At 71.7% G+C, this 3,864-nt stretch carries 3 protein-coding genes; all 3 read left to right on the forward strand.

Annotated features, from left to right (window positions below):
* Window positions 1–146 precede the first annotated feature (146 nt).
* The 3 genes from VF665_RS10720 to VF665_RS10730 all read left to right on the forward strand — a co-directional run bounded on the left by VF665_RS10720 (window position 147) and on the right by VF665_RS10730 (window position 3,744).
* Window positions 147–755 (forward strand): chemotaxis protein CheC, encoded by a 609-nt coding sequence (locus VF665_RS10720; protein WP_331053422.1) that lies wholly within the window; start codon window positions 147–149, stop codon window positions 753–755.
* A gap of 9 nt (window positions 756–764) precedes the next feature.
* Complete coding sequence (locus VF665_RS10725; protein WP_331053423.1) at window positions 765–2,450, forward strand: glycerol-3-phosphate dehydrogenase/oxidase; 1,686 nt, start codon at window positions 765–767, stop codon at window positions 2,448–2,450.
* Window positions 2,451–2,658: 208 nt separating this feature from the next.
* Window positions 2,659–3,744 carry a potassium channel protein gene (locus tag VF665_RS10730; RefSeq protein ID WP_331053424.1) on the forward strand — a complete coding sequence of 362 codons (1,086 nt, stop codon included), beginning with the start codon at window positions 2,659–2,661 and terminating at the stop codon, window positions 3,742–3,744.
* Window positions 3,745–3,864 lie beyond the last annotated feature (120 nt).

Consider the following 3,864-nt stretch of genomic DNA (forward strand, 5'->3'; position numbering starts at 1 on the left):
ACCCCGGAGATGGGGACGGTGATCACCACCAGGTCGCCGGTGCCGGGGAGCGCGGCGCCGAGCCCCGCCCACTGGATGCGCGGAACGTCGCGGATCGCGGGCGGCTCCCGGCGCGCGGCTTCTTCCATCGACCATACACGACCCTGATGAACCAGACCCCGGTCACCCCCAAGCAGATGGACGCCATCCGCGAGGTGGTGAACATCGGCGCCGGCCATGCGGCCACCAACCTGTCGGCCCTCACCGGCCTGACGGTGATGATCTCCGTTCCGCGCATCCAGTGGGCGGGGCTCGGCGCCGCGCTCCCCGGCACCGGCGACCTGGTGGTGATCACCGTCCCCATCTCCGGGGTGAGCGAGGCGGGCGGCGAGCACGCCTCGCTGATCCTGGCCACTGAAACGGCGCTGCGCATGGTGGCGCTCATGCTGCGCCGCGACCCCTCGCGCCACGTGTCGGTGGGCGAGCTGGAGCGGTCGGCGCTCCAGGAGATGGGCAACATCGTCTGCGCGGCGTACGTGGGCGTGCTGGGGACGTTCCTGAACAAGGGCGTGATGATCGGGACGCCCGTCATGGAGGTGGGCCCGCGCGAGGAGCTGGCGCCCCGGCAGGCGCAGGGGCTGGTGATCGAGACGGACTTCACCTTTCTGGACACCACCTTCGAGGGCGTTTTTGTCCTCAGCCACAGCGACGTGTCGTTCACGTCGCTGCTGAGCGCGCTGGGCTTTGACGTCGCCCGTCCGGGCGACGCGGGCTGACCGGGGCGGATGGACACCGGCTTCGCTCCGTTTTCTGCCCGGGCGCGCGCGGAGCACCTGGCCGCGCTCCCGGGCCAGACGTGGGACCTGCTGGTGATCGGCGGGGGGATCACGGGGGCCGCGGCGGCGCGGGACGCGGCGGGGCGCGGGCTGCGGGTGGCGCTCGTGGATGCCGGCGACCTCGCCCGCGGCACCAGCAGCCGCTCGTCGCGGCTCATCCACGGCGGCATCCGCTATCTGGAAACGGGAAACCTGCGCCTGGTGTTTGAGGCCAGCGCCGAGCGGCGCCGTCTGCTCGGGCTGGCCTCTCATCTTGTGCACCCCCTGCCCTTTCTGTTCGCCGTGTACCGCGGCGAAGCGGTCGGATTGCGCAAGCTGCAGGCGGGGATGTGGCTGTACGACGCGCTCTCGCTCTTTCGCAACATCGCGCGGCACCGGATGGTGACGCCCGCGCGGCTGAAGGACGAGGAGCCGGGGCTGCGCAGGGACGGGCTGGCCGGCGCGGCGCTGTACTACGACGCCTCGGTGGACGACGCGCGCATCACGCTGGCCAACGCCCGCGGCGCGCACGAGGCGGGCGCGGCCGTGGTGCCGCACGCGGAGGTGAGCGGGTTTCTGCGCGACGGGCGCGGGATCACGGGCGTGCGCGTGCGCGACTGCCTGCGCCCCGGCGCGGAGGCGGTAGACGTGCACGCCCGCGTGGTGTTGAACGCCACCGGGCCGTGGAGCGACGCCGTGCGCACGCTGGCGGACGCGGGCGCCAAGCCGCGGCTGCGCCCCACCAAGGGAGTGCACATCCAGGTGCGGCGCGACCGCATCGGGAACCGGCACGCCATCACCTTTCGCTCCCCGGTGGACGGGCGGGTGATGTTCATCCTTCCCGCGGGCGACTTTGCGTACGTGGGGACCACGGACACGGACTACGCCGGCTCCCCCGCCGAGGTGCGGGCGGACGAGGCCGACGTGAAGTACCTGCTGGATTCCGCCAACGGGATCTTTCCCGCGGCAAAGCTGACGCCGGCGGACGTGGTGAGTACCTGGGCCGGCATTCGGCCCCTGCTGGCGCCGCACAAGGCGGAGGGCGGGCTGGCGGCCAGCGCCACCTCGCGCGAGCACGAGATCTGGCGCGACCGCGGCGGGCTGCTGAACATCGCGGGAGGCAAGCTGACCACCTACCGCGTGATGGCGGCGCAGGTGGTGGACGCCGCCGTGCGGCTGCTCAAGGAGCAGGGCGTCGCGTCGGGCGAGAGCCCCACGGCGCACCTGCCGCTCCCCGGCGACCCGCGCGAGCCCTGGGACGCGTTCCTGGCCAGGACCGTCCACGCGGCGGTGGGCGCGGGGCTGGACGCGCAGATCGGGGAGCACCTGGCGCGCACCTACGGCGAGGACGCGGAGGCACTGCTCGCCGCCGTGCGCACGGACGCGCAGGCCGGGCGCCGGCTGATGGAGGGCCACCCGTACATCTGGGCGGAGGTGGACCACGCGGTGAACGCGGAGATGGCGCTGCGGGTGGAAGACGTGCTCGTCCGCCGGCTGCACCTGTTCTACGAGGCGGTGGACGGGGGCCTCGCCGTGGCGGAGGAGGTCGCGCGGCGGATGGGGCGCGCGGACGGGATGGGGTGGAGCGAGAAGCAGATCGCGGAGCAGGTGGAGGCGTACCGCGAGGCCGTCCAGTCCACGCGCGGCTTCAACTGACCGCGCCGCGGACTGGCAACCGGCTTCAGGCGCGCTCCCCTATCCACCTCTCCAGCAAGCGCTTGCGCCGCGCCGCCTGAGACTCATTCCACGTGCCGCGCCGCGGGCTCCGGCACGGCATCTCCCCCGCCCTCCCCTCCGCGGCGCACGTCGTGCGTTTCTCCCGGCGCGGCACTCCGCCGCACTCGTCGCCCGACCGCACCCGTCCTTGCCTTCACGACGCCCCCGGCGCAGACGCCCCCACCCACCGCAGAGCCGTACGTGGGGCCACCACGTTCGTGCCGCGCTGGAAGACCCGCTGCGGCAGTTTCAGCTTTCGCTCGCCGTACTGATTCTGCTGGTGGCGGTGGGGACCGTGGGATACCACCTCATCGAGCGGATGGGGTGGATCAACGCGCTGTACATGACGGTCATCACGGTGGCCACCGTCGGCTTCGGCGAGATCGAGCCGCTGACGGCCACCGGGCGCATGTTCACCATGGGCCTGATCGTGCTCGGCGTGGGCGTGGGGGCGTGGGCGGCCAGCAACCTGGTGGAGGTTGCGCTCGGGCAGACGCTCTGGACCAGCGTGCAACGGCGAAAGATGAAGGATTCCCTTTCCCACCTGCGGGACCACTACGTCGTCTGCGGCTACGGCCAGCTGGGGACGCGCATTGTGCGCGACCTGGCCGCGCGCGGGGAGACGTTCGTGGTGGTGGACCACGATCCGTCGGTGGAAGAGTCGCTGCTGCACTCCCTTACGCCGCACCTGATCGGCGACGCCACGCAGGATGACGTGCTCAAGCGCGTGCGGGTGGACCGGGCGCGGGGGCTGGTTTCGGCGCTGGACAGCGACGCCAACAACGTGCTCACCGTGCTTACCGCGCGGGAGATGAACCCGCGGCTGCTCATCGTGGCACGGGCGAACGCCGAAACGTCGCAGAGCAAGCTGCGGCGCGCCGGCGCCGACCGCGTGGTGACGCCCGATGACATCGGCGGGCACCGCTTGGCGCTGGCGCTGCTGCGGCCCGCCGTGCACGACCTGTTCAACGAGATCTTCAGCTTCGGCGTGGACATCTCGGTGGATGTGGGGCAGATCACCATTCCCGAGAACTCGCCGTTCGCCGGGCAGACGGTGGCGGGATGCGATCTGCGGCGGATGCGGAACGTGACGATTCTGGCCGTGCGCGGCCCCACCGGCGAGTTCGCGCTCAACCCCGACGCGCAGCGCGTCCTGCGCCCCGGGGAGACGATGATCGTGATCGGGCCGGCGGAGGCGATTTATGAATTGGAGGCGATGTACGGGGAGGAGTGAGGGGAACGGCAGTACGAGAGTACGAAAGTACGAAAGTACGGGACGGCGGTGCGGCGCGCGTGGTGCGGGGGTGCGTGGTGCGTGAGTGCGTAAGGGCGGAAGTGTGGAGTGCGGATGAAG

Source organism: Longimicrobium sp. (assembly GCF_036387355.1).
Lineage (GTDB): Bacteria > Gemmatimonadota > Gemmatimonadetes > Longimicrobiales > Longimicrobiaceae > Longimicrobium.